General features: G+C 55.6%; 4 protein-coding genes. 1 reads left to right on the top strand and 3 read right to left on the bottom strand.

Going from position 1 to position 3473, the window contains the following annotated elements; genetic code table 11:
- The first annotated feature begins 484 nt into the window (after positions 1–484).
- Entirely contained in the window at positions 485–787 is a 303-nt protein-coding gene (locus tag GQE99_RS04095) for an integrase core domain-containing protein (protein WP_161350318.1), read from the top strand.
- Between the two features lie 137 nt (positions 788–924).
- Here GQE99_RS04095 and GQE99_RS04100 read toward each other — a convergent pair whose 3' ends face one another.
- The 3 genes from GQE99_RS04100 to GQE99_RS04110 are packed head-to-tail and all read right to left on the bottom strand — an operon-like array spanning position 925 to position 3385.
- Complete coding sequence (locus GQE99_RS04100; protein ID WP_161350319.1) at positions 925–2223, bottom strand: TRAP transporter large permease; 1299 nt, start codon at positions 2221–2223, stop codon at positions 925–927.
- A 7-nt stretch (positions 2224–2230) separates the two neighbouring features.
- On the bottom strand, positions 2231–2746 hold the full coding sequence (locus tag GQE99_RS04105) for a TRAP transporter small permease (protein ID WP_161350320.1): 516 nt from the start codon (positions 2744–2746) through the stop codon (positions 2231–2233).
- Positions 2747–2761: 15 nt separating this feature from the next.
- Positions 2762–3385: a TRAP transporter substrate-binding protein gene (locus tag GQE99_RS04110; protein WP_328794045.1), complete on the bottom strand. Its 624-nt coding sequence runs from the start codon at positions 3383–3385 to the stop codon at positions 2762–2764.
- Positions 3386–3473: the final 88 nt, after the last annotated feature.

Consider the following 3473-nt stretch of genomic DNA (forward strand, 5'->3'; position numbering starts at 1 on the left):
AAGCGAAGCCATAATTGTTCAGACCTCTGTAGTTACGGACGGACGCGAATATGACTTCTTTGGGCGTCAGGCAGCGCGGTTTGAAACGACGAAATGGAAACAAGGGCCGGAAACGGACCAAGAAGCGTTCATGACGCAACGCTAGTGGGCCGCAAACCTCAAGGCGCATAATCAATGTTATGTAATAAACTGGAGCGTATCCACTCAGTATAAGCTCCAGTTTTTTCCCACAATATCCCTCAACTTGCAGATATATTGCCTACCTCGGACTTAGGACATCTTCGCGACTTCACCAGCTCTCCCGTCGCGCGCGCTTGGCGCGAATCGATCGAGTGCGACAGTCGTTGTGTGCGGAAAGTCACTGGCGCGCGGTCTCGTCCGGCAGTGGTCGGGAACCTCGAATGCTTGCATAGGCCTGCTCTACCGCGCGGACCGCGACCAGTTCACGTCCTTTGCCTGGACGGATCGGCTGCGCCGGTCCGGCATGCGGTTCTCGATGGACGGGAAAGGTCGGTTACTCCCCTCTTATCGCATTGCTTCACAATACGACTGGCGGGCAACGGACAACATCTTCATCGAACGGCTGTGGCGAACCCTGAAATACGAATACGTCAACCTGCATGCCGCGGAGATCGGATCAGAGAGGAAAGCGGCCATCCAGCGATGGATGACCTTCTCCAACCACAAGCATCCTCACTCAACCCTCGGCGGCAAGCCTCCGGCGCTGGTCTATTGGCAGAGAAAAGATATCAACCAACCCGATCAGCAGGTGCGACGAGTAGCTTAAATTGCGCCAGATCCCGTCCAAATGATGGGGAGTAGCTCACTTCATACTCGGAACGGACTCTCTCTTTGAATTAGGAATTTCGAGGAGCATGTCAGCGGTCCTAAATCAAAAATAGGCCCGGATTCCTCTATCCACGCCTACCTCATCTGAGGCAGCCAAAGCGCGATTTCCGGGAAGAGCATCAGCAAGGCGATGCCTATCAGCATCGGGATGACAAAGGTGATCGCCCCTTTGGCGGTATCCGACATTGAAAGATCGGGCACCACGGTGCGCAGCACGAAGAGGTTTAGACCGACAGGCGGAGTGATCGCAGCAATCTCGATCTGGATGGTGACGATGATACCGAACCAAATCGGGTCGAAGCCAAGGGAAACGACCGTCTCAAGAAAGATCGGCACGACGATTACCAGGATGCTCAGCGGATCAAGGAACATGCCCATGATAAGTAGCAGCAGGTTGATCAGCAGGATGATGACCCACGGTGACACGTCCAGTCCAGTGAGGAAATTGGAGATATCCTGCGGAACGCCTAGCCGGGTCAAGATAAAGGAGCTGAAGAGCCCCCCGACCAGCAGCAGCATAAACATACCCGTTGTGCGGACCGTCTTCTCCAGTGCCTGCTTGAGGACACCAACTGAGAGCTTGCCCAACAAGAGTGCTACTATGATGGCCGCCGCGGCCCCTAAAGCGCCTGTTTCAGAGGGTGATGCGATGCCAGCGTAAAGCGCAATGATAATGAGCAGGGCGATGAGCACAACGGGAAGCGCCTCCACGCTACTTGCCATACGCTCGGCAAAACTGACGCGCCGGGTGATCGGCGGGGCAAGAGACTTATCGAACGTCACGCGCAAAATCACGGTGGTCGACAGTAACGCAGCCATCATGAGGCCCGGTAGAATACCGGCAAGGAACAGACCGCCGATCGATGTTTCTGTGATCACGCCATATAAAATCATCGGGACCGAAGGTGGGATAAGAATTCCCAATGTGCCACCAGCGGCTGTTGCGCCCGCCGCAAGACTCCGAGCATAGCCGTTTTTCGCCATTTCCGGTACGGCCATCGACCCGATGGTCGCTGCCGTGATCGGGCTAGACCCGCAGACCGATGCGAAGCCGGCGCTTGCCGCGATTGTGCCAATGGCCAAACCACCTGGCAATCGGCGGAGCCAGATAGAGGCAGCTTTGAACAAGGTCGCCCCAAGCCCGGAGAGGGCGATGACCTCGCCCATTAGCACAAAGAGTGGCACAATAACGAGCACAAAGCTCCACGTTTGGGAGTAAGCGATATTTGCAATTTGAACGACAGCACGCGGCGAGACAAAAGCGGCTGTACCGGCGATACCAATTATTCCCATGCTCACGGCAACCGGTATCCGAAGGGCGAGCAGGAAAACGAGGGCGCCGACGAAGGCGCTGAACCATAGCAAAGCTTCCATGATGTCCTCAGGTATGTTGCTGTGCTTGGGGATCGTCTTCGAAGAACCGAAGGATCGCGGTTAGCAGGAACTGCATGGCACCGACGGGTCCGGCGACAAGAATCCATTTGAGCGGTATGGCCACGGCGGCGTTGGCCAAGCGATTGTCTTGAAACGCACGCTCGGTCAATTGCCACAAATACCACAAGAAGATGGCGCCGAAGATGATGCATGCTATGGCGGCCACGCGGTTCAGATACGGTCTGATGGCCTTAGGAACGAGGCCTTCAAACAGCTCAACCGTTACATGTTGACCGGCTTGGAGCGCAGGCGCAAGTGACAGAAAAACAGCATAGGTGAAGGCAATCTGAGCGTAATCATGCGCCCAGATCACCGGGGACCCGAAATACCGCGCAAGGGTCGCGCCGACCACGATGACCCCTATCAAGGCCACGCATAAACAGGCGACGGCTGTGAAGGCCCTATTAAGGCCTTCTACGACCCGCTTGTACATCAAAAATGCGGGGTTGTTTGCCTGCAGCATTGCAATCTGCCGTCTTTACTGGGTAAAGGAATACAGGGTTTCGACGAAGTGGGTTCCGACCTCGTCCTTAACTTCGCCCATGGCCTCTTGATACACTGGATCCCAGATTTCCAAGAGCTTAGCCATCTCGTCATCAGACACTTTGATATATTCAGACAGCGTCTTGACCTGTTCAATCTCGGAGGCGCTCATTTCACGCAGGGTACGCGTGCCTTCTATTGTCGTCTGGTCAGAAACATCTTGAACGGCCGTGCGTTCTTCGTCGCTCAGATCCTCCCATACGTCGATCCCTACCATGGTGATGAGCGCATTGCCGGCGAAGCTGTAATCTGAGAAGTAGGGCGCCACTTCGTAGAGCGAGTTGCCAAGATAGATCGATGCCGAAATCAGTGTGCAGTCAATCGTGCCATTTTGCAGGGCAGTGTAGATATCAGCTGCCGGCAGGGCGACGGGGCTGGCGCCAGTCGCGCCGACTTGTTTGGATTGCCAGCGCCCGGCAGCCCGGATTTTTTTCCCTTCCCAATCCTCGATGGTCTCAAGATGCTCGTCGCGACATGCGAGCCCACCACCGAAAGCGGGCATGGCCCACAGGGCTTTGACGCCATAAGGCCTCAGTAGAGTGTCAATATCGGGAAACACTGTCAATCGGCATTGAAGTTTGACCCCCTATCGGCATCCAATATTGACCCCCTTGGTGGTGAGCAGGCCCGGCGCTGCGTAGCCCTCA

Source organism: Maritimibacter harenae (assembly GCF_009882975.1).
Lineage (GTDB): Bacteria > Pseudomonadota > Alphaproteobacteria > Rhodobacterales > Rhodobacteraceae > Maritimibacter > Maritimibacter harenae.